At 63.7% G+C, this 20410-nt stretch carries 22 protein-coding genes; 8 read left to right on the forward strand and 14 right to left on the reverse strand.

The genetic code is table 11. The annotated features are described in order from the left end of the window. Window positions 1-35: 35 nt before the first annotated feature. Window positions 36-893 (reverse strand): hypothetical protein, encoded by an 858-nt coding sequence (locus FZI91_RS05595; RefSeq protein WP_309224095.1) that lies wholly within the window; start codon window positions 891-893, stop codon window positions 36-38. Then, window positions 886-1164, reverse strand: a complete 279-nt coding sequence (locus FZI91_RS05600) for a putative holin (RefSeq protein WP_309224096.1) — start codon at window positions 1162-1164, stop codon at window positions 886-888. Before FZI91_RS05600 ends, FZI91_RS05595 begins: the two co-directional genes overlap by 8 nt. Before the next feature lie 79 nt (window positions 1165-1243). On the opposite strand from FZI91_RS05600, the gene FZI91_RS05605 reads away from it, so the two are divergent. The 3 genes from FZI91_RS05605 to FZI91_RS05615 all read left to right on the forward strand — a co-directional run bounded on the left by FZI91_RS05605 (window position 1244) and on the right by FZI91_RS05615 (window position 4403). Then, on the forward strand, window positions 1244-3304 hold the full coding sequence (locus tag FZI91_RS05605) for a prolyl oligopeptidase family protein (RefSeq protein ID WP_155937905.1): 2061 nt from the start codon (window positions 1244-1246) through the stop codon (window positions 3302-3304). Window positions 3305-3363: 59 nt separating this feature from the next. Continuing rightward, entirely contained in the window at window positions 3364-3801 is a 438-nt protein-coding gene (locus FZI91_RS05610; RefSeq protein ID WP_155937906.1) for a hypothetical protein, read from the forward strand. A 410-nt stretch (window positions 3802-4211) separates the two neighbouring features. Then, window positions 4212-4403, forward strand: coding sequence for a hypothetical protein (locus FZI91_RS05615; protein ID WP_155937907.1), 192 nt, complete (start codon window positions 4212-4214; stop codon window positions 4401-4403). Window positions 4404-4415: 12 nt separating this feature from the next. On the opposite strand, the gene FZI91_RS23915 is transcribed toward FZI91_RS05615, so the two are convergent. From FZI91_RS23915 to FZI91_RS05645, 5 genes are all read right to left on the reverse strand, one after another. Continuing rightward, the gene (locus tag FZI91_RS23915; protein ID WP_309224097.1) at window positions 4416-5252 is read right to left on the reverse strand and encodes a hypothetical protein; all 837 of its coding nucleotides are present in this window, start codon (window positions 5250-5252) and stop codon (window positions 4416-4418) included. A 116-nt stretch (window positions 5253-5368) separates the two neighbouring features. After that, complete coding sequence (gene ppk2, locus FZI91_RS05630) at window positions 5369-6235, reverse strand: polyphosphate kinase 2 (RefSeq protein ID WP_162525883.1); 867 nt, start codon at window positions 6233-6235, stop codon at window positions 5369-5371. Window positions 6236-6314: 79 nt separating this feature from the next. After that, complete coding sequence (locus FZI91_RS05635) at window positions 6315-7847, reverse strand: aldehyde dehydrogenase family protein (protein WP_155937911.1); 1533 nt, start codon at window positions 7845-7847, stop codon at window positions 6315-6317. 42 nt (window positions 7848-7889) lie between these two features. Next, window positions 7890-8438, reverse strand: a complete 549-nt coding sequence (locus tag FZI91_RS05640) for a mycothiol transferase (RefSeq protein WP_155937912.1) — start codon at window positions 8436-8438, stop codon at window positions 7890-7892. Next, window positions 8435-9640, reverse strand: coding sequence for an MFS transporter (locus tag FZI91_RS05645; RefSeq protein ID WP_155938499.1), 1206 nt, complete (start codon window positions 9638-9640; stop codon window positions 8435-8437). Before FZI91_RS05645 ends, FZI91_RS05640 begins: the two co-directional genes overlap by 4 nt. A gap of 193 nt (window positions 9641-9833) precedes the next feature. On the opposite strand from FZI91_RS05645, the gene FZI91_RS05650 reads away from it, so the two are divergent. The 3 genes from FZI91_RS05650 to FZI91_RS05660 all read left to right on the forward strand — a co-directional run bounded on the left by FZI91_RS05650 (window position 9834) and on the right by FZI91_RS05660 (window position 12629). Further along, window positions 9834-10160 (forward strand): helix-turn-helix transcriptional regulator, encoded by a 327-nt coding sequence (locus FZI91_RS05650; RefSeq protein ID WP_155938501.1) that lies wholly within the window; start codon window positions 9834-9836, stop codon window positions 10158-10160. Between the two features lie 58 nt (window positions 10161-10218). Next, window positions 10219-10662 carry an SRPBCC family protein gene (locus FZI91_RS05655; RefSeq protein WP_243733956.1) on the forward strand — a complete coding sequence of 148 codons (444 nt, stop codon included), beginning with the start codon at window positions 10219-10221 and terminating at the stop codon, window positions 10660-10662. A 230-nt stretch (window positions 10663-10892) separates the two neighbouring features. Further along, complete coding sequence (locus FZI91_RS05660; protein WP_155937914.1) at window positions 10893-12629, forward strand: PE-PPE domain-containing protein; 1737 nt, start codon at window positions 10893-10895, stop codon at window positions 12627-12629. A 102-nt stretch (window positions 12630-12731) separates the two neighbouring features. Here the strand turns inward: FZI91_RS05660 and FZI91_RS05665 are convergent, their stop codons facing one another. Next, entirely contained in the window at window positions 12732-12914 is a 183-nt protein-coding gene (locus tag FZI91_RS05665; RefSeq protein WP_155937915.1) for a hypothetical protein, read from the reverse strand. A gap of 89 nt (window positions 12915-13003) precedes the next feature. Further along, a complete protein-coding gene (locus tag FZI91_RS05670; protein WP_155937916.1) occupies window positions 13004-13360 on the reverse strand; it encodes a cupin domain-containing protein in 357 nt (118 codons plus the stop codon). 76 nt (window positions 13361-13436) lie between these two features. Here FZI91_RS05670 and FZI91_RS05675 point away from each other — a divergent pair, with 76 nt between their 5' ends. Both FZI91_RS05675 and FZI91_RS05680 read left to right on the forward strand, forming a co-directional pair. Further along, a complete protein-coding gene (locus FZI91_RS05675) occupies window positions 13437-13601 on the forward strand; it encodes a hypothetical protein (protein ID WP_070909115.1) in 165 nt (54 codons plus the stop codon). A gap of 28 nt (window positions 13602-13629) precedes the next feature. Further along, window positions 13630-15141 (forward strand): trehalose-6-phosphate synthase, encoded by a 1512-nt coding sequence (locus FZI91_RS05680; protein ID WP_155937917.1) that lies wholly within the window; start codon window positions 13630-13632, stop codon window positions 15139-15141. A gap of 13 nt (window positions 15142-15154) precedes the next feature. Here the strand turns inward: FZI91_RS05680 and FZI91_RS05685 are convergent, their stop codons facing one another. Genes FZI91_RS05685 through FZI91_RS05705 form a run of 5 tightly spaced genes read right to left on the reverse strand, consistent with a single transcriptional unit; the run spans window position 15155 to window position 20364 of the window. Then, the gene (locus tag FZI91_RS05685; RefSeq protein ID WP_162526572.1) at window positions 15155-15658 is read right to left on the reverse strand and encodes a mammalian cell entry protein; all 504 of its coding nucleotides are present in this window, start codon (window positions 15656-15658) and stop codon (window positions 15155-15157) included. Beyond that, on the reverse strand, window positions 15637-16317 hold the full coding sequence (locus tag FZI91_RS05690) for a mammalian cell entry protein (RefSeq protein WP_155937918.1): 681 nt from the start codon (window positions 16315-16317) through the stop codon (window positions 15637-15639). The genes FZI91_RS05685 and FZI91_RS05690 overlap by 22 nt, the downstream gene beginning before the upstream one ends. Next, window positions 16314-17849: an MCE family protein gene (locus FZI91_RS05695; protein WP_155937919.1), complete on the reverse strand. Its 1536-nt coding sequence runs from the start codon at window positions 17847-17849 to the stop codon at window positions 16314-16316. The genes FZI91_RS05690 and FZI91_RS05695 overlap by 4 nt, the downstream gene beginning before the upstream one ends. Next, window positions 17849-19015 (reverse strand): MCE family protein, encoded by a 1167-nt coding sequence (locus FZI91_RS05700; protein ID WP_155937920.1) that lies wholly within the window; start codon window positions 19013-19015, stop codon window positions 17849-17851. The genes FZI91_RS05695 and FZI91_RS05700 overlap by 1 nt, the downstream gene beginning before the upstream one ends. After that, window positions 19012-20364 carry an MCE family protein gene (locus FZI91_RS05705; protein WP_155938505.1) on the reverse strand — a complete coding sequence of 451 codons (1353 nt, stop codon included), beginning with the start codon at window positions 20362-20364 and terminating at the stop codon, window positions 19012-19014. Before FZI91_RS05705 ends, FZI91_RS05700 begins: the two co-directional genes overlap by 4 nt. Window positions 20365-20410: the final 46 nt, after the last annotated feature.

The following is a 20410-nucleotide window of genomic DNA, read 5'->3' on the forward strand; positions in this document are numbered from 1 at the left end:
CTCCACCCTAGTAGGGCGCCGTCAGACAGGGAGCCTCAAGCCCGGTCTCGGTACTGGATGCCCCAACTACGCAGCGGCTCCGGGCATAGCGACTGCACGCCAGGTAAGTCCGCTGCGGTGCATGCCACATACCCGTACTTGACGCCGGCTGCCGCCACCGAAATGGCCGGTGCCGTCAGGACGGCAAAGGCGAGCGCGACCACTATCGGGCGCGGTTCGACCATGGCCAACAGCAGCGCGACCAACACGCAGGCAAACGCCCAGAACAGCACATACGCGACAGACATGATCCGGTCGTGCGGAAGCAGCGTGCCGAACCAATGCTGGTACAGCAGCAATCCCATCGCACCAGCCGGAATCCACACCCCCAGCAGCACCAGAAGCAGCACCCAACGTTTAAGGAAAGCGGGTTCCCGCTCGGCCGGCACCCGGACGGGTTTGGCGGGTTCGTCGGCCTGGACGGGCACCGCGCCGGTAAGCGGATCGGGAGTCATCGACTCCGCCCTGGATCCACCGGCGGCCACGGGCACTACCCCCGTCTGATCGCTGCCGACGTCGAATGCTTCGGTCAGCGGCAACGCATCGGTATCCAGTCGGCCGGTGGTTTCGTTGACGTTGACGTTGACGTTGACGTCATCGTCCCTGAACGCTGAGAAGGCGGTGAACGTGGCGGTATCCAGGCCGTCCCTGGTCCTGCCGCCATCAGTGCGGCCACCGTTCGTCTCCGGCATGGCCGAGAAGGCAGTCACCGCGACGGGCTCGGGCGCATCGTTGTCGATCGGCACGGCCAGCGGATCGGCCAGATCGCCCTCTACGAGGCTCGGCTTCTCCACCTCGTCCACCAGCTCGGTGGTCTCAACCCTCTTCTCGGTTGCTTTTTCGCTGTCAGACACCCTGAATCACCTGTATCGCCGCCAACATCCCGAACCACCCGGGAGAGATCGCCAAAACAAAGGCCGCGATCGCCGTCATCCATTTACGCGTGGACGCAATCAAGATCAGAAATCCGATCAGGCTGGGCACCGCGACGACGAGACCAATGAAGAGGTCCGGCCGCACCGGCTCATGCACGATCAAGGTGCCAGACATTGCGGCACCAAGTCCTACTGCTATCCCTAGCAGCATCGCGCTAGCTACAACCTGCGCGCGTGGAAGTGGTATCACGAAAAAGCTCCTGCTCGGTGTTCAATGACGCCCCCGGGCCACCTCCGACCATACTGCGATCACTGGCACACTTGCTCAAATGACGTCGGCGCGCCGCTCCACAGACCCACATCTCTGGCTTGAGGACATCGGCGGTGACGAACCGTTGACCTGGGTGCGTGAACGTAATGCGATAACCACCAGCGAGTTCTCCGGCGCGCGTTTCGACGAGATGCGGGGCGAGGCGCTGTCGATCCTCAACACGGACGCACAAATTCCGTACGTGCGCCGTCGGGGCGAGTATCTCTACAACTTCTGGCGCGATGCCAACAACGCCCGCGGCTTGTGGAGGCGAACCACTCTGGATCGGTACCGTCTGGATGATCCCGCATGGGACGTCATCATCGACGTCGACGCCCTGGCCGCCGCGGAGGACGAGAACTGGGTGTGGGCCGGCGCTACCGCGCTGCGTTCCGACTACCGCAGGGCGCTGGTCAGTCTGTCGCGGGGCGGTTCGGATGCGGTAGTGGTTCGCGAATTCGATCTGGAATCACGGCAGTTCGTGGTGGACGGCTTCACGCTTCCCGAGGCCAAGACGCAGATCGGCTGGATCGATGTCGATACCGTGTTTGTGGGCACCGACTTCGGGCCCGGCAGCCTCACGGACTCGGGATACCCCCGCCTGGTCAAACGCTGGAAGCGCGGCCAGTCGGTCGACGACGCCGAGTTGGTGTTCAGCGGAGAACCCTCGGATGTCATGGTGGGCGCAAGCTTTGACGACACCCCGGGCTTCGAACGCACCCTGATCAGCAGGGCCACAGATTTCTTCAACTCCGAAGTGCACGAGCTAAGCGTCGACGGCGAGCTGCTTCGCATCGAGGTGCCCACCGATGCCTCGGCATCGGTGCACCGCGAGTGGCTGCTTGTCGAGCTCAAGTCGCCATGGCAGGTGGATGGCGCCGAGTACTCGGCCGGCACATTGCTGGCCGCCAGATACGCCGAATTCCTCGCCGGCGATCGCAGGCTTACCCCGGTGTTCGTCCCCGATGCGCACGCGAGTTTGCACCACTACGCATGGACCCAGGACCGCCTCACCGTCGCGATCCTGCGCGACGTGGCCAGCGAGATCCTGGTGTTCACCCCGGGAACCTGGGACTCGGCGCCGCTGACGGGGGTGCCGGGCAGCGCCACCACACAAATCGTCGCGGTCGACGATCTGGGCGACGAAATATTCCTTGACACTTCGGGTTTCACTCAGCCATCGACGCTGCTACGCGGCGAAGTAGGCACGGGAAGTGCGTCCGTATCCCCCATCAAATCGGCGCCATCCTTCTTCGACGGCGATTCCTTTGAGGTGACACAGCATTTCGCGCAGTCCGATGACGGGACCGCGGTTCCCTATTTTGTGGTGCGCCCGAAGGGCTCCGACGGTTCCGGACCCACCCTGCTCGGCGGCTACGGCGGCTTTGAGGTCGCCAGAACTCCCGGGTACGACGGGGTGCTGGGCAAGCTGTGGCTCTCTCGCGGCGGCACCTACGTGCTGGCCAATATCCGCGGAGGCGGCGAATACGGACCGGTGTGGCATACACAGGCCATGCGCGAGGGTCGCCATCTGGTTTACGAGGATTTCGCCGCCGTCGCACGGGATCTGGTGGCGCGGGGCATCACCACCGCGGCGCAGCTTGGTGCGCAGGGCGGTAGCAACGGCGGACTGCTGATGGGCGTCATGCTCACGGCGTACCCGGAGCTGTTCGGTGCGCTGGTGTGCCAGGTGCCGCTGCTGGATATGCGGCGGTATCACCTGCTGCTGGCCGGCGCCTCCTGGGTTGCCGAGTATGGCGACCCCGACAACCCCGACGATTGGGAGTTCATCTCGAAATACTCTCCCTACCAAAATATTTCGACATATGATCCTCTTCGCGCAAGCGGCTCATCGGCCGAGAAGCGCTACCCTCCGGTTCTGGTGACCACCTCGACCCGCGATGACCGAGTGCATCCCGGGCATGCGCGCAAGATGGCCGCGGCGCTGCAGGAGGCGGAGCAACCGGTCTGGTACTACGAGAACATCGAGGGCGGCCACGGCGGCGCCGCCAACAACGACCAGTCGGCGTTCAAGGCCGCCTTGGCCATCGAGTTCCTCTGGCGGCAGCTGACACCCTGATCTCAATCTCAGGGCGATCCCCGATGCGGCGGGGTGGGTGAACACCGCACAATTTGTGTATGAGCGAATCCAACACCGTTCCGCCGTGGCTCAACAAGATCGTCAGGGGCATGCTCCGCAGCCCGCTGCATTTCGTACTCAGCAGCAACATCGCCTTGTTCACCTTCACCGGCCGCAAAAGCGGCACCGAGTACACCGTCGCCGCGACCTACGTCCAAGACGGGGACGTGCTGACCGTGTTCACGGATAGGGCGTGGGCAAAGAATCTGCGCGAGGGCCGGCCGGTGACGGCAGTGGTACGCGGTAAGACGCTGCACGGCACTGCAGAGCTGACTACCGGACCTCAGATCGCCGGTCCCTTGGCCGAACTATTGCGCCGGGTACCGCGCGACGCCAAGTACCACAACGTGCAACGCAATCCCGACGGAAGCTTCAACCAGTCGGATATCGACCGTGCCGCCGCGGTTGAGTACATGGTGACGATTCGTCTGGCATGACGTACGTCACTTTTTCCCAGGAATAATTTCACACTGCTCTCAGATTCAGTTTGCCCAGTCGGTAACGCTCCTCGTGAATCAACGTCGGTCAATTATCACAAACCCGCAGCTCAGTAGTGCTAACTACTGCAAGCAGTGCTAGCAATTGACAGCATTTACCCAGCTCAGAAACATGCAGTGATCACCCGGGCAGACCCGCGCCCATCGGGCTCCGTTACCGAAATCGAGACCTAGCCGTGACCGTCGTGGGTTGTTGCGGGCCAGTCGGCTCAGCTAGCTTGGTAGCTAGATGAGTTGTTGGCCCAGGCAAGGTTGCCAGCGGGGCCGAGGGTATTCACCACCGTTTCGTAAGCGCACTGATGCGTTACCAAGTGGCCGGTAGTTGAAGCCAGATTGACGTGAGGTACACGATGAGAAACGACCTGTTTATCGGGTTGAGCGAGAACGGGTGGGACAGTGCACCCTGGGACACCGAACCACAGTTCTCGCCCACCGAGCTAGACATCCTGCTGGATCGTCGGCTGTCCGTCATTGACGCAGCCGAGCGCGTCGGCTGCGTCCCGCACGACGTCGAGCGCATCCGCCAGGCTCACGCGGCGTAGGGCCCCCCTGCGCTAACGCCGCAGCAGTCCGCCCAACACGCCCGAGACGACGCCGATCAGGATCACCAGGCCGCCGGCTGCCATCGTCAGGCTCAGCCAGTGATGTGCATTGCTCACGGCCTGGGTGACCAGGCCATCGGCCAGGTCACGCAGATTTCCAGTGACGCGGTTCAACGGGCGCTCCAGATAGCGCCGCCCGATTTCGAGTCCCGCCCAGCCTGCTGCGCCCACCAGTAGAACCGAAATGCCCAGCCCGGCAAGGCCCTTGGCGCGACTACGGACCGACAGCTGGGTCAACCCGGCGAGAACAAGAGTCAGGCCGACGGATATCCATACTGCGAGCTGACCAAAGCGCGACACCGGTACCAGCCGGCCCGGCGTCAGGCCACCCAGATTGTCGTCGGTGATCGAGACCTCCAGCGTCTCCGGCGCCTTGATGGAAAGACCTTGCGGCACCAGGCTCTTGATCATCGGAGCCAAATCGATCTGCCAGCTGCCCTGCGAATCGCGGTGCGCGGAGTTGGAGTTCGTGAAGAGCCACTGGTGCGCCATCCGATTCACCGACGCGAAGTCAGCGCGGAACTGCGGCCCGCGTGTGTATCCGGCGGTCAGCTCCGCCACCTGCGTCTCGTTGACGCGCGAACCCTGCTTCTTGCCCAGCGACACAATCTGGGCGGTGAGCTCCTCGGCGATCGCGCGTTGGACATTCGGATCGGCTGCCGCTGGCGCCGCCAGCGCCACATAGCCGTTCTCGTCGACAATCCTGGACTGTGCCCAGGTCGCCGTCACTGTTATGGCCAGTACAGCGGTGGTGAGCAGCCACAACAGGACCGCGAAGAGGAATCGCACCCCGCCCAGGTTAGTCGGTCATCACCACCCGCCCAGAGTGAAGCCGTGGCGAGAAAGTTCGAGTGAACGCCTACCGAGTTTCAATCTCGGCGGAGCCAGAGTTGGGGCAGCCCCGGTTAGTCGGTGAGCGCGCGCCCCAGGATCAGCGGATCGGCCTGGCCGACGACATCGTGGTCCTTATCGTCGTAGTCGAATTTGCCCAGGACATGCCGCATCGCATTGACACGGGCCCGCTTCTTGTCGTTGCTCTTCACCACAATCCACGGTGCGTGGTCGGTGTCGGTGAGCGAGAACATCTCTTCCTTAGCCTTGGTGTAGGCATCCCACTTGTCCAGAGATGCCAGGTCCATCGGCGAGAGCTTCCACTGCCGCACCGGATCAACCTGCCGGATCGCGAACCGGGTGCGCTGCTCGGCGGACGACACCGAGAACCACAGTTTGGTCAAGCTGATGCCGTCGTCGACCAGCATCTGCTCGAAAAGTGGTGCCTGGTGGATGAATTCGGAATGCTGCTCATCGGAGCAGAAACTCATGACCCGCTCGACACCGGCGCGGTTGTACCAGGACCGGTCGAAGTACACCATCTCCCCGGCGGCCGGCAGATGCGGCACGTACCGCTGGAAGTACCACTGGGTGCGTTCGCGCTCGTTCGGCTTCTCCAGCGCGACGACGCGGGCACCGCGCGGGTTGAGGTGCTCCATGAACCGCTTGATGGTCCCACCCTTGCCTGCGGCGTCGCGCCCCTCAAAGAGGATGACGTGCCGGGCGCCGGTGCGCTTGCTCCAGTTCTGCAGCTTGAGCAGCTCGATCTGCAGGAGCCGCTTCTCAAGCTCGTACTGCTGACGACTCATCCGCTCGTCGTACGGGTAGTTCTCCCGCCAGGTGTCCACCGCGACACCGTCGGGCGCAATGAGCACCGGATCGTCGTCGTCATCGTCGTTGACGGTGTATCCCTGCGCGGCGGCGGTGATGGTGTCGGTCACCAGCGGAAACTAACCCCAGCAGGTGGCCGGTGAGTAAACGGAAGGTGTCAGCGTCGACGCTCTTCGCGTGTACAGCTCATCAGCGACGGAAGGGGCGCAGCGCCTTGTTCGACAGCTTGGAGAGGCCCTTGAGCGCGACCGGCGCCAGCCAGCTCGGTCCGCTGTACCAGAGCGGCTCGCTGGGCAGCGTCACTCGCGTGTCGACGATGGCCTCGGTGCGGCAGTACTTGAGCAGACCGCTGGCGCCACCGAAGCGCGAGCCCATCCCCGAGCCCTTCCAGCCACCGTGCGGCGCGGTGAGGCACGACAGGTTCATGATCACGTCGTTGATGTTGACGGTGCCGCAATCAAGTTGCAGCGCAATGCGTTCGGCGCGCTTGCGATCCTTGGACCAAACGCTGGCCGACAGCCCGTACTCGCTGTCGTTGGCCAACGCAATCGCCTTTGATTCTTCGGAGAACCGCATGATCGGCAGCGTCGGACCAAAGGTCTCCTCGCGCATGCAGTCCATGGAATGGTCCACGTCGACCAGCACGGTCGGAGCGTAGAAGGTGCCGCCGCCCGGGACCCTTGCGCCGCCGGTGAGCGCTCGCGCGCCCGCGGCAACGGCTTGTCGCACATGCCGATCAACGACCTCGAGCTGATTCTCATCGATCATGGCACCGACGCTGTGGTCCATCCCGGCGCCGATCTCTAGGCTCCGGACCTCGTCGACCACCAGATCGACGAACCGCTCGTAGATCGAGTCGTGCACGTAGACCCGCTCAACGGATACACAGGTCTGGCCGGCGTTGAACATGCTGCCCCATACCGCCGCATGCGCAGCACGTTTGACGTCGGCATCGGAGAGAACCAGCATCGGGTCCTTGCCGCCGAGTTCCAGGCTGACGGGGGTAAGCCGGCGCGCGGCGCGCTCCATGATCTTCTTGCCGGTGGCCGTTGATCCGGTGAACTGGATGTAGTCGACGTTGTCTATCAGGGCCTCGCCGACCTCACGCGCGCCGTGGACAATCTCGAACACCGGTGGCGCACCGATCTCCTCCCACCCGCGCGCAATGAGCTCATCGGAGAGCGGAGTCCGCTCGGAAGGCTTGAGCAGCACCGAACAGCCCGCCAGCAGCGCCGGAACTACGTCCCAATATCCAAGTGCCACAGGGTAATTCCAGGGCGAAATGACTCCCACGACTTTGCGGGGCCGCTGATGAAGAGTGATCTTCTTCGTGTTCATGGCAATTGACGACGCCGGCCGTGATTCGGGGGCCAGGAATTCAGCGGCGCGCGGCACGTAATACGCGATGATCGCGAGAATCGACGGAATCTCGATACCCGCGTCGATCTTGGACTTCCCGGTCTCGGCGATCAGCTGCGCCTCGATGCGCGGGGTGTTGTCGGTCAGCCACTGCGCAAAGCGGGCCAGCACCTTGCCGCGCCCCTCGGGGCCCAGTCGTTCCCACGACGGCTGCGCCTTCGCCAGTTGCGCGGTGATTACCGGGATATCCGATGGATCGGTCCAGCTCACCTGGCCGATAACCTGCCCGTTCGCGGGATTGCGCACGTCGTGGCTGGTGACGGCGCGGGAAGTGCTGACGAGATTTTCAGACGTCGTTGTCATTACTGGAGTCTAGGCATGGGGTGGCCTGAACCGCACCCCCGACTAGTTGGTTGACACGATGCCGTGCCTGGTTGGCACGATCCCACGCAGGTATGCGGCCTGGCCCAGGTGCTGCGCACAGTCGTCGACGATGCTGACTAACCGGACGCTCGCCGTGACCGGCGGATCCCAGTGCTCGTCGACGATGCGCGCGAGTTCCGGATCGGTCAGGGTGTCGACGTAGCGCAGCGTCATCTCGTGCACGTCCTGGTAGTAGCCGCTCAGCAGATCGACCGTCGCGACGACCTTGGCCGCGTCCTCGGGGGTATGCCCGTACCCGTTGGAGTCGACGGGAAGGTCGAGACCGAACCGCGGCTCCCAGCCGCGTGCCGTCCACACCGGTTCATCGCCCGTGATGGCGCAGATCTGCACGTCCTGGCAGCGCGCCGAATGCCAGATCAGCCAGGCGATGCTGTTCGCGGTCGAAGTGGGCCGGTAGGCCAACGCCGCGTCGGGAAGACCGTCAGTCACCTCGCCGACGTGTTCGATGATCCGAGTGAAGCTGTCACGCAACAGTTCCCGCGCGGAGGCCGCCGCCTCGAAATCCGTCATGGTTTGACGGTACGCCCGGGCTTGCGCGCCGGGTCGGCCACCGCTTTGCCCGCCGGCGAGGAGACGGCGAGCGCACCTGCCGCACAACCACAGATGAGTACCGCGAAGACCGGCAACACCAGTGCGGTGTTCAGCGTGAGCGCGTCGGCGATCCAGCCGATGAGCGCCGGTCCGCCCAGCACCGCGACGTACCCCGTCCCGACCACCCGCGACAGCACCCGGCCCTCATGTTGCTCGTCGATGTTGCCCGCGACGGTAAACACCTGCGGGACGCCGCCGGCCAATCCCAGGCCCACAGCCGCCCATCCGGCCATGGTCAGCGGCAGCACCGGCGAGGCGATGACGACCAACAGACCAGCCGCCGCCAGCGCACAGCCCCAGCGCAGCACCAGTACCCGGCCCACGCGTTCCACCACTTTGTCGACAGTGAACCGGCCCACCGTCATGGCGAACATAAACACCAAGAAGACGAGCGCCCCCGCGGAATGCGACGCACCCAGGTGCTCCTGCGAGTGCAGGTTGCTCCAGTCGGTGGCCGATCCCTCGGAGAGCATCAGCAGGAACGCGAGGATGCCCAGCATCCAGACCTGGCTCCGTCGATACTTCACGGCCGGCGGCAGGGTGTACGGAATCGTGTCCGGCGCTTCCACCTCGCCTGCACGCAGCTTGTCGCGCAACAGCACGGTGCCCGCGCAGGTCAGCAGTGACAGGCAAAGGACGGTGATGACAAGGACTGTCACGAATACCGGGATGTGCAGCGCGAACGCGCCCGATCCGATGCCCGCGCCCACCACGTTGCCGACCGAGAACACCCCGTGGAACGAGGCCATGATCGGCCGGCCGTAGAAGCGCTCCACATCGACCGCGGCGGCGTTCATCGCGACATCGGTGATTCCGACCGCGATACCGCAGAGGAACGCGCCGACTCCGGCGACCCACACGGTGGTGGCCGACAACGGGATGTTCACGCCGAGCGCCATGGCGGCGCCGCCGGCGACGGCGATGGGCCCACTGCCGAATCGGTCGACGAGCACGCCGCTGAGCTGCATCCCCGCCAGTGCACCGCATCCAAGGATCAGCACCACAAAGCCCAGCACGGTCGAGGACATGCCGGCGGCCTGCTTCATCGTCGGCAAGTGCACTGCCCAGGTGGCGACCACGAGTCCGAACGACGCGAATACACCGATAACGGCTACCCGCATACGCAGCGGTTTCGTCAAGAAAAAGTCCTCACCTAGGGCGTTGAGCCAGCGATCGCGGGGCCCACCACGACCTCGGCGAGCAGCACTCGCCGGTACCTCTTGACCACAGTACTGACCACGGCTAGGCCAGGGCGATGGGCCACACCAAACATATACCTTGACATTCATATGACGCTGTGGTGATATGAAACTCATGGACGCCTTCGCGGTGATCGCCGATCCGACTCGACGCCGGATCATCGACACCCTCCGAGAAGGGGCGGCCGACGTCACGACGCTGATTGAACGTCTCGACCTGTCGCAGTCTCTGGTGTCTAAGCACCTCAGTGTCCTGCGCGACGCCGGCACGGTTCAGGTGGAGGTCGCCGGGAAGCGCCGTGTCTATCACCTAGCCGACGATCCCCTGCCCGCCGTGCTGGCCTGGGTGACGCCGTATCACCGCAAGTGGGCCGGTGCCCTGGACCGCCTGACCTCTCTCCTCGATAACGAAGCCGACAAGGAAGAAGATGACCGTGACTAACCCCCTGGCCGCCACCCTCACCCCGTGCGACGACCTTGAGGGCAGGTGGGTGCTGACGATGTCCCGCGACTTGTCCCACCCACCGCAGAAGGTGTGGCGGTGGCTCATCGACCCCGAGAAGCTGCGCCAGTGGTCGCCCGCCATACCCGATCGTCCATTGGATTCCGTGGGGGCTGCGCAGGTTCAGGAAACCTCGGCAGATCCGGTGCTGGACGGCGAGGTGCTCACCGTCGATCCGCCGCGCGAGCTCATCCATCGTTGGGGTCCCGACGATTTCCTGCGCTGGCGAATCGAGCCGACGGAGACCGGCTGCCGGCTGACCCTTGAGCATTCGATGTCCGATCGCGAAAATGCCTCGGGCAATGCCGGGGGTTGGCACATCTGCCTGGACACGTTGACCCTCGCCGTCGACGGGACGCCGCGGGGTCGGGTGGTCGGCATCGATGCCATGACTCACGACTGGCAACGCCTCAACGATAAGTACGCAATGATGCTCGGCTGAACTCCCACAGAATTTGCCCGTCGAAGCTCCCGCCATCGCCATCAGCCAGCTAATCTGGGCACGCGACGGTGCCTAAAATTGCAGCTCACGGCCCACTACACACGTAGTGGGCAATCCACGGGGATCGTCTGTGTCAACCGTTCAGGCTATGGCGGAAACGCTTTGCCCTTTTTACTCTCAAGCCACCGCATTCGGCATCGGCGCCGAACGCTGGCACGGGAGGGTCCGCGATGGTTGCGCAGCATTTGGTCTCGGGGAAACGGCGTTCATTCAAGCGTTCGGTGGCGACGGCAGCTGCGGTAGCGGCCACGTGCACCGTGCTGGCCCCGGTGGCGATGGAATCGAAGACCATCGCGACGACGCTGGCGTCGTATGTCATCGGCGTCGGCGGACGCGGTGACGGCTCCGGTGCGAACATTCCCGCCAAGCTCAACGGCCTCGGCGGCTTTTACGACAAGACCACCGATACCTATGCCCCAGTGAATTATCCGGGCACGATGTGGCCGATCGACGGCATACAGTCCGCGACCTTCCGCCAATCGGTGGCCGAGGGACGCACCGCACTCACCGCTGAAATCGCTACGCACCCAGGCGAAAAGATCATCGTTGGCTACTCTCTCGGCGCGGCGGTCGTCAATGAGTCCCGGAAAGACCTCGAAGAGCAGTACGGGCCCGCCGGAAATCCGGACATCAAATTCGTCATGATCTCTAACGCCTACAAGCCCAACGGCGGCATCCTGGCCCGCTTCCCCGGGATCTGGATCCCGTTCATGGATATCAACTCGACCACGCCGGCCAAACCGGAGATCTTCACCACGACGGATATCACCAACCAGTACGACACCGTCGGCGACTTCCCTGCCTACTTCAACCCGCTCGCCATCGCTAATTCCCTTGTGGCATTTCCATACACGCATCCAGACGCGTTCTATGACAATACCGATCTGACTAACTACGCCGACGCAAACGCCCTTCCCGACAAGACTCAGATAGACGGCGGCAAGACCACCTACCACTTCGCGGACGGCACGACCAAGACCGTCATCAACAACACCAACGGCACCAAATCCACGTACTACGTGGTGCATACCGAGCATCTGCCGCTGCTGCGTCCGTTGCGCGACCTCATGGCTCCCATCGGCGCCTCGTTCGTGCTCGATGCCATCGAACCCACCCTGCGAGTGTTCATCGATATGGGCTATGACCGCGTGACCAGCCCCGCCACCGTGAAGCCATTCAGCTTCTTTACCCCGCCGAAAAACATCATCGACGGCATCAACAAGCTGCCCGGCGCCATCCAGGAGGGCGCCGAGAACTTCCAGAACGGCCTGCCGGGGGCCGCACCCAAACAACCCGCACCTCTCCAGAAGCCTGCCAATACCGCTGTACCCGAAGAAAATCCGGCGAAGTCCACGCCGCCAGCGGTCCAGACGCCCGTACCTCAGGCCCCCGCGCCAATCGTCACGCTCACCACCCCGACCCCGGCGACCCCTGCGGCGCCGACTACGGTTCCCGACCCCGCAGCCATCGCGGTGAGCGCCTCGATCCCCGAAAAGACCGGACCCGCGGCACCGGATGTCGTGTCGACAACGCCCGCGATCTCGGGCACCGCGTCCACGCCTACCCAAAGCACCGACACCAAGACGGAGGCCAAGACCAAGACCCAGGACACCGCACCCACCGAGAAGGCCGCCGACAAACTGGACAAGAAGCCCACGCTGACATCGGTCAAGGACACCGAGAAACCGAAGAACACCTTCAAGCCCACCCTGCGGCTTCCGAAACTTCCTGCGTCACAGCCCGGTACGACGCCCAAGAGCCCGAAGCTGCCCTCGCTCAAGGATCATCTCAAGTCCATCCCAGGCCTCGGCGACAAGAAGGACACCGCCCCGGACGCCTCGGGCAACCCCGCCGACGCCACCCACACCTCTGAGCATTCCTCGGAAAAGCACCACGACGCCGCCTAACTCGGATCAGCGACCGGAGGCGGGTAGTCCTGCCTCACTACGTAGCGGTATGCGCTCACCTCCCTGTCATCGAGGCGCACGGTGCTCACAATGCCGTGGCATTCACCGAGATCCCGGGTGGTCAAGTTGTTCCGACGGCAGAACGTAAGCCTGTTCCTGGGGTGCGATGGAGTATGGATTTCGGTCGTGCCGGTAGGCGGTGTCATCGGTCACGACCTTCCCGTCACCGACCGGCAGCCGGCCGTCGTCGCGGGCGATATCGAGGGTCGGTGGCCTCGGATCCACAGAGGCTGAACCCGAACACACACCCAAGTCCCCGACACAAATCACCCAGATCGAAACCCCCGGGGCCACGCACTAGGACAGGTCGGACATCACCCCTCTGGGTAGAAGAGAAAAAGCACGCAACCCTGCTCAGACTGGGGAATGTGCCAGGACTGAGCGGGTGCATGCAGGAAGGTGCCCGCCGAATAGTCATTTACGCCGTCATTGAGTACCCCCGAAACCACATACACCTCCTCTGGCCCGGGCCGATGGTGGTCCTCTCCAGCCCACACCGCGCCCGGAGCAATGGTCGTGATCAGCGCTTTCGCACCGTTCTCGCCCTCCCAGAGCGGTTGAATAGTCACGCCAGGGAACAGTTCGATGGGCTCGACATCGGCAGCCGATTTCCACGCATATCCGGGGGCAGCGGGACCGAATTGGGCAGGATCGCCATGGGTCGTCGTCATGTGTGAAGCAACCCGATCGGGCGCTCTGAGCATTCCTCCTGTGGGCCGCCGGCGCCGCGTCGCCTAGACTGGGGGAATGCCAGCCAAGACCGACCCGGCCGCGATCGACGAGCTCGAGCCTCTGGCGGACGAGACTGCCCACCAGGCGCAGCGCGTCGTCGCCGCCTACGCCAACGATGCCGACGAGTGCCGCATGCTGCTCGCGATGCTGGGTATCGGGCCCACCAAGGTCGACGCGTAGCAGATACGCCTCCCCTTAAATCATCAATATGGTGCCGAGATCGGATGAGCAATCGCCGGTAGAGGCTGTCACCGGCACCTCTGACTTTGTCGTTGTTGCCAATCGCCTCCCGATCGACCTGGTGAAGCTGCCCGACGGCTCCAACACCTGGAAGCGCAGCCCCGGCGGGCTGGTCACCGCGATGGAGCCGCTGCTCCGAAAGCGTCGCGGCGCCTGGGTCGGCTGGCCGGGTGTGCCCGATACCGACGTCGAACCGGTGTCCGAGGACGGCATGGTTCTCTACTCGGTACGCCTCTCCACCCAAGAGGTCAACGAGTACTACGAGGGATTCTCCAATGCCACCCTGTGGCCGCTCTATCACGATGTGATCGTCAAGCCCGAGTATCACCGCGAGTGGTGGCAGGCGTACGTCGACGTCAATCGCAAGTTCGCGGAGGCAACGGCTGCGGTCGCGGCCGAGGGCGCCACGGTGTGGGTGCAGGACTACCAGCTGCAGCTGGTGCCCAAGATGCTCCGCATGCTGCGTCCCGACCTGACGATCGGTTTCTTCCTACACATCCCCTTCCCGCCCGTCGAGCTTTTTATGCAGATGCCGTGGCGTACCGAGATCGTCGACGGCCTGCTGGGCGCCGACCTCATCGGTTTCCATCTGGCCGGCGGTGCCCAGAACTTCATGTACCTGGCACGAAGGCTAGTGGGCGCCAGTACATCTCGCGCCTCAATCGGCGTGCGCTCACGGTTTGGCGAGATCCGGGTGGGATTCCGCACCGTGAAGGTCGGCGCCTTCCCTATCTCGATCGACTCGACTCAACTCGACAACGTGTCCCGCAGCAAGCAGATCCGCCAGCGTGCCAAGGAGATTCGCGCGGAGCTCGGCGGGCCACGCAAGATCCTGCTCGGAGTGGACCGACTCGACTACACCAAGGGCATCGACATCCGGCTGCGCGCGTACGAGGAGCTGCTCGCCGAGGGCCGCGCCAGCCCCAGCGACACCGTCTTCGTCCAGCTCGCCACGCCCAGCCGGGAACGTGTCGAGAGCTACAAGAAGATGCGCGGCGACGTGGAACAGCAGGTCGGGCACATCAACGGCGAGTTCGGCGAGGTCGGACACCCCGTGGTGCATTACCTACATCGCCCGATACCGCGTGAGGATCTCATCGCGTTCTTCGTCGCCGCCGATGTCATGCTGGTGACGCCCCTGCGCGACGGTATGAACCTGGTGGCTAAGGAGTATGTTGCCTGCCGCAGCGATCTGGGCGGCTCCCTGATCCTCTCCGAATTCACCGGGGCCGCAGCCGAATTGCGCCAGGCATATCTGGTCAATCCGCACGATATCGACGGCGTGAAGGACGGCATCGAGTCTGCGCTCAACCAGACCCCGGAAGAGGGGCGGCGCCGGATGCGCGCGCTGCGCCGCCAGGTGCTTGCGCACGATGTCGACCGGTGGGCGCGCGCATTCCTTGAGGCACTATCTACTCCCGCCACCGGCGACTCGATCGCGCCAGAGCAGCCTGCGGTCCTGGGCGGCGAACCGCTCTAGTTCTCCGTGTGGATCAAAGCGGCGTGATGTATGAGATCAACCATTTGTCGCCGACGCGCTTGTAGTCCACCTGAATCGACGACGAGTCATACACCGGGGTGCGCGACTCATCGGTGATGGTGCGGTTCATGTACACCACCATCTGCGCCGAGTCTCTGTGCGCGGCAATGATTCCGGTGCCCACGATGCTGGTCTGGCTAACGATCTTGCGCTGCTTGGCCTGCGGAATGATCTCCTTGTTGGCCTTGTCCTCGAATTCACGCCGGTACTCGGGTGTCAGGCCCTCATACTGTTCGTCCAGGCTCCGCTCGACAGTCTGGTAGTCGTAGCCGAAGATGCTTCCGACCTGCTTACCCGCCTGCTTGGTCAGCATCTCACCGGCGGCTCGGGTGGCCAACGTATCGACTCTGTTCCAATACATTCCGCCGGCCACCGCCGCCAGTCCGACCACGGCGAGCACCACGGCGGTGGCGAATATCCTTGTCAGCCAGCGCATCAGTTCTGCCCGTCCGGCCACCGGAGATCATAAGCGGTCATATTCCCGTGCTGATCTTCGGCGACGATCATCCGCATCCGGTACGACTTGGAGGGCTCGTTGACCCCCGTGTTGGCATTGGTGAGCGTCACCCGTGCGGAGATGAGTATCGACGCCTTATTGCTCACCTCGTCGACGTTCTCCAGGCTCGCCTTCTTGATCACTACCTCCGAGCTGGTACCGGTTTGGTGGTACAGCGCTTTGAGATTGGCGGTGTTATCGGGGTTGAAGGTGCCGCGCAGCGGCCCGCTGATGCTACTGACGAACTGGTCGACGTTCTTGTCGATGCTGTCCGGGCTATAGGTCATCATGTTCGTCACCGTCTGCACGGCGGTGTCAACGAATCGCTGATCACGTGCGGCCTGCAGGTCGTCGCGATGCTGGGCGCGCCCCATAAGCGCCACCGCCACACCCAACGCTCCGATGAGCACAACCGCGAGCACAGCCGCCACCCGGGACACCCCGCGCGTGTTACCCGAGCGACGTGAATCGGAAACAGACGGTTCAGGTTTGGACCGGACTTCGGTGCGCCCCAACGAAACACTGATGGGCTCGATGCTGACCTCACCCGTCGGACCGGCGGGTCGAGCCGCCCGACGCCTGGTGGCCTGCGGTTGCCCCGTCGTGCCTTCTTCGGTCATACCTTCACCGGTTTCGGTCCCAACATCAGATCCGCCCACGTCTCTGCCTCAATACCGTGATCCAGCGCGGGTGCATAAACGCTCGGCTGGTTGTTGGCGTCGAGGAAGACGCCATTCTTTGGATCATAGGCACGAGCTAACGCCGGCCCCGATTTCGCGGCCACCGGCATCACGTCACCACCGGCCGGCGGCAGTTCCACAGCAGGCGGAGGCGGTGGCGGCAACGTCGGTGTACCTGGATCCGGTTCGGCGCCCGGCGGGATGTTCGGGAACTTATTGGGCGGCAGGATGTTCCGCGGGTCCTCCACCGGTGTTCCGTAAGGAACAGGCGGGCCACGCCACGGGTTGCTGCCGATCGGGACATATCCACGCGGATCACGGCACAGATCGACGGTGGGCGCCCGCTTACCGGGGAACTCCTGGCACGGGTAGTTGCGCGCACCGCGCACCGCGCTCGGGTCGTTCTGAGCGGTCTTGCAGTACATGTCCTTGGGCAATTCGCGCAACGTCTCATCGGCCGGGGTGCGCATCAGCGGCGCCGGCACGAAGCCCGTCAGACACGGCGGCGGATCGCCCAGATTCAGGCGGAAGTCCAGCTTGGCGCCCTCGTCCTGCGGCAGGCCGCCGGCCACCGTGAGCAGCGCGGCAAACAACGCGGGAAAGATGACCAGCGACTGCTCGATCGACTTGTTGTAGATCACGCCGACGCGACCCAGGTTCGCCAGGCTCGCCGCAAGCACCGGAAAGGACGGTCGGATGCCCGTGAACAGTTCCGTCGCCTTGTCGGCAGCGCCCGGAGCCACCTTGAGGAACTGACGGAACTGCGGATCGGCCTTCGCGAAGTGTTCGGTCAGCGCACCCAAATTGGACGACAATCCGCGGATGTTGTCACCGCTGCGGATCTGCGCGTCCAACAGCGGCCCCACCTGGTCGATCAGCTTGGTGGTGGCGTCGTAGTTGGTGTTGGCCTCCTGGATCAGCAAGCGCGAGGAGTCGATCAGTCGCGCCAGCTCCTGGCCTGATCCGTTGAACGCCTTGAATGTCTCCGCCAGCACCTCACGCAGCCGGGTGTCGGCCACCGTATTCACCAAACCGTCGGCCTGGCGCAGCAGCGTCGACACATCGGTGGGAATCGACGTGCGGTCGGTGCCGATGACGTCTCCCTCGCCGAGTCGACCCGTGGCCCCCGTCTTCGGCGGCGTCAGATCGACGTACTGCTCACCGATCGCAGAGACGCTCTTGACGGTGGCCTGCACATTGCCGGGCACCTTCACGCTGTCGTTGAGTCGCATGATTGCGGAGACACCATCGGGGGTCAGCTCGACATCGGTCACGCGGCCGATCTGCACACCGCGGAAGGTGACGTTCGCGTTCTGGTACAGGCCACCAGTGGCGATGAAATTCGCTCTCACATCGTGGTTTCCGATGCCCATCGCCGACGGCAAGCGCAGGTAGAAGATGGCCATCAACCCCACGCTGATCACTGTGACCATGGCGAAGATCGCCAACTGAATCTTGATCAGCTTTTCCATCAGCGACCACCTCCCTGAGCGGGTGCCGGCGCCGGCAGATCGAACGGGTTGGTCTCCTTGCCGTTCAGATTGGCCATCGATCCGATGAGCCACTCCGGCGGGTTCACCACCTCGTTGAAATGCTGCATGTTCGGGTCGAAGAACGATGTCGTGAACAAGGTTTCGCCCAAACGTCGCGCGGTCAGGTCGAAGGTCACGAACACGTTCAGGTAGTCACCACGGACAGCTTGACGCATGTATTTGGTGCTGAACGGGAAGGTGGGCAGGAAGTCCAGGGAGTTGATGAAGTCGTCACGATTCTCGGAGACGGCCCGTATCACCGGGTACAGGTTCTTCAGGATGGCGACGAGATCTTCCTTCGACGCCCGCAGGACCCGATCCGTGATCTTCGCCAGGTTACCCACCGAGCGGAAGGCCTCCACAACGTTGGCACGGTTCTCGTTGAGGACCTTCAACGCGGGCTCGATCGAATCTATTGCGCGACCTAGGCTTTCCTTGTGTTCGGCCAGGACTCGGGCGAATTTGTCGATGCCCTCGACTGCCGAGATGATGTCGGCCCGCTGAGCGTTGAGCGAGGAGATCAACGTGGCAACCTTGGGCAGCACCTGCGTCAGATTCCCGGTGCGTCCCTTGAACAAGTTGTAGGTCTCATCGGTGATGTCTTGTATCGCACCGAGATTGCCCTTGTTGACGACCAGGGACAGTGCCGACAGCACCTCTTCGGTGCTCGGATACTTACCGGTCCGATTCAGCGGGATGGTGGCCCCGGGCACCAATCTTCCCACCGCGGGCTCCTCGGTGGGAGCGGACAGTTCGATGTGCTGCGAACCCAGCAGACTGGTCTGGGCAACCTTCGCGACGGCGTTGGCCGGTAACTGAACTTCGGGACCCAACGTCACCTTGACACCGGCATACCAAGAGCCATCAGGTTTTTGGAAGGCGTCGATGCCGGCGATGCTACCCACCGTCACGTCATCCACCATCACCGGAGAGTTCTGCGGCATCGTGGTGACATCGGGCAGCTCGACTGTGATCGTGTACGAGCCCGCGCCATGCCCCGTGGTTCCGGGAAGGTTCAGCGAGTTGAGCCCGTTGAACTGACAGCCGCTCGCGACCACGGCAACGCCGACCCCGATCGCCATGCCACGCAGTGCGTTCTTGCTCATCGCGGCCCTCCCGGAATCGCAGGTTCCGGCGCCTGATCCGCGGCAACCGGGAAGCCCGCCGGCACCGGACCCGGCTCGGCCGGCCGCAGCTCGGTGCCGGGCGGCGGCGGTGCGTTGACCTCGTCGGGACCCAGCATCAACGAGCTGAGGTCCTGCTGTGAAGGCTTCGGTGGCGGGGGGGCACCGTTGGGCCGGACCCACACCAAATCCTCGCGGGGCGCATTCGCCTTCGCCTCGGTTTCGGGTGTGTCGTAGATGACCTGGCCCTTGTAGGCCGAGATCTGGTTGATGGGGTGCAACAGGATTGGCGCGTAATTGAAGGTCGCTCGGCGCAGCACCGGCGCCATGCGCTCACGGCAGATTTCGGCGCGCTTCAGGTATTCGGTCTTGACGCCCGTCTCGAAGACGCCGCCGCAGATGAATTGCGCCGGGTTGGCGAGGTTCGGGATCGAGAGCATGCCGTTCATCGCTCCGGATGCGGGGTTGTAGATGTTGTAGAAGTTGGCCAGGCCGTTGGGCGCGACGTGCAGGATCTGCTCGACGTCATTGCTCTGGTCGGAGAAGACCTTCACCAGATCGCTCAGCTTGTTCACCTGGTCAATCAGCGCAGAGTTGGTGTCTCCCAAGAAACCCCGGACATCACCCAGCGCCTGGTTAAGCGAACCGAGGGTGGGACCTAGGTTCGCGGTGCTCTCCGCGAGCACCTTCGACACGGAAGCCAAATGGGTGCTGAACTGCACGATCTGCTCGTTGGAGTTCGCTAACGCGTCCACCAGCACCTGCAGATTTTTGACCGTGCCGAACAGGTCTGTTCGCGAATCCCCCAGTCGCCCAGCGGCTTGCGATAGTTCGCGCACGGAGTTGCGGAACGAATCACCGGTTCCGTCAAAGGTGGTGGCTGCCTGGTTGATGAAATCGCTTACCGGCCCTTTGGACTCACCCTGCGGGCCGAGGCTGTCGCTGAGCTTGGCCAGCTCGGTCTTGACCTCGTCCCACTCGATCGGGATGGCGGTCTTGTCCAGTCCCAGCGATGCGCCGTCTGCGAGCGCCGGACCCTCGGTGTAGGCGGGAGTCAGCTGAACGAACCTGGCGGTCACCAGGTTCGGCGCCAGGATTATCGCCTGCGCGTTCTGAGGCACCTTGAATTTGTCGGGAATCTCCATGGTGACCTTGACGTCACCTTCACGGGGTTCGACCGCCGCTATGCGGCCAGCCTTCACCCCGAGGATGCGGACGTCGTCGCCCGGGTAGAGCCCAACGGCAGACGCGAAGTGGCCGACGATCGTGTAGGTCCCGCGGCTGGGCCACACCCAGTACAGCAGGCCGCCCACGAGCGCGACGGCCAGCATCGCGAAGGTGCCCTTCTTGATCCAGGGATTCACTTGGTTCGTTGGT

The organism is Mycobacteroides sp. CBMA 271 (assembly GCF_009729205.1).
GTDB lineage: Bacteria > Actinomycetota > Actinomycetes > Mycobacteriales > Mycobacteriaceae > Mycobacterium.

Coding starts and splice junctions, on each gene's coding strand:
- FZI91_RS05690 (WP_155937918.1), bottom strand. CDS start 16,317: ATGACCGAAGAAGGCACGACGGGGCAACCGCAGGCCACCAGGCGTCGG.
- FZI91_RS05640 (WP_155937912.1), bottom strand. CDS start 8,438: ATGACGGATTTCGAGGCGGCGGCCTCCGCGCGGGAACTGTTGCGTGAC.
- FZI91_RS05605 (WP_155937905.1), top strand. CDS start 1,244: ATGACGTCGGCGCGCCGCTCCACAGACCCACATCTCTGGCTTGAGGAC.
- FZI91_RS05695 (WP_155937919.1), bottom strand. CDS start 17,849: ATGGAAAAGCTGATCAAGATTCAGTTGGCGATCTTCGCCATGGTCACA.
- FZI91_RS05635 (WP_155937911.1), bottom strand. CDS start 7,847: ATGACAACGACGTCTGAAAATCTCGTCAGCACTTCCCGCGCCGTCACC.
- FZI91_RS05610 (WP_155937906.1), top strand. CDS start 3,364: ATGAGCGAATCCAACACCGTTCCGCCGTGGCTCAACAAGATCGTCAGG.
- FZI91_RS05655 (WP_243733956.1), top strand. CDS start 10,219: ATGTCCCGCGACTTGTCCCACCCACCGCAGAAGGTGTGGCGGTGGCTC.
- FZI91_RS05670 (WP_155937916.1), bottom strand. CDS start 13,360: ATGACGACGACCCATGGCGATCCTGCCCAATTCGGTCCCGCTGCCCCC.
- FZI91_RS05645 (WP_155938499.1), bottom strand. CDS start 9,640: ATGCGGGTAGCCGTTATCGGTGTATTCGCGTCGTTCGGACTCGTGGTC.
- FZI91_RS05660 (WP_155937914.1), top strand. CDS start 10,893: ATGGTTGCGCAGCATTTGGTCTCGGGGAAACGGCGTTCATTCAAGCGT.
- FZI91_RS05705 (WP_155938505.1), bottom strand. CDS start 20,364: ATGCTGGCCGTCGCGCTCGTGGGCGGCCTGCTGTACTGGGTGTGGCCC.
- FZI91_RS05700 (WP_155937920.1), bottom strand. CDS start 19,015: ATGAGCAAGAACGCACTGCGTGGCATGGCGATCGGGGTCGGCGTTGCC.
- FZI91_RS05675 (WP_070909115.1), top strand. CDS start 13,437: ATGCCAGCCAAGACCGACCCGGCCGCGATCGACGAGCTCGAGCCTCTG.
- FZI91_RS05680 (WP_155937917.1), top strand. CDS start 13,630: ATGGTGCCGAGATCGGATGAGCAATCGCCGGTAGAGGCTGTCACCGGC.
- FZI91_RS05615 (WP_155937907.1), top strand. CDS start 4,212: ATGAGAAACGACCTGTTTATCGGGTTGAGCGAGAACGGGTGGGACAGT.
- FZI91_RS05650 (WP_155938501.1), top strand. CDS start 9,834: ATGGACGCCTTCGCGGTGATCGCCGATCCGACTCGACGCCGGATCATC.